Here is a 397-nt window from a genome sequence, read left to right as displayed (position 1 = left end):
ACTCATTTACGCTGGGGTTTTCCATATTAAAAATATTCCACAAGAACTCGTAATGCCTTTCGTTTTTATCGAATGTCCCCGTCTTTTATTTCTATTTGCGCGGCAAATCATCTCTGACGCCACTCAAAATGGTGGTTTTCCACCTTTGTGGATTGATCCGACAGATTTTGCTGCTCTGTTTCAAAAGCGACTTGCTGAAGAACAAAAAGATACTTAGAGTCAGATACAACCATCCTAAAAGATCGTTTCTTTATTTTCAATAAAAACCTGAAATATCATGGGCCTTTGTTTTTTTACAGTTTTCTCGCATGATAATCAGCAAGCATTGCGATATTTATAACATCTGTATCATTTCCACTAAACGGTACAATCTGGACAGATTTTTCTAATCCAATCA

The 397-nt window shown here is 36.3% G+C and carries 1 protein-coding gene; it reads left to right on the top strand.

The features are described 5' to 3' along the window. A partial coding sequence (locus J7R10_RS09295) for a protein-export chaperone SecB (protein ID WP_208436530.1) occupies positions 1-217 on the top strand: 217 nt, incomplete at its 5' end. Positions 218-397: the final 180 nt, after the last annotated feature.

The sequence above is a fragment of the Bartonella vinsonii subsp. berkhoffii ATCC 51672 genome (assembly GCF_902825225.1).
In the GTDB taxonomy this organism is placed as follows: Bacteria; Pseudomonadota; Alphaproteobacteria; order Rhizobiales; family Rhizobiaceae; genus Bartonella; species Bartonella berkhoffii.
The sequence above is the reverse complement of the archived record's forward strand: the minus strand, read 5'-3'. Positions and strand labels throughout refer to the sequence as shown.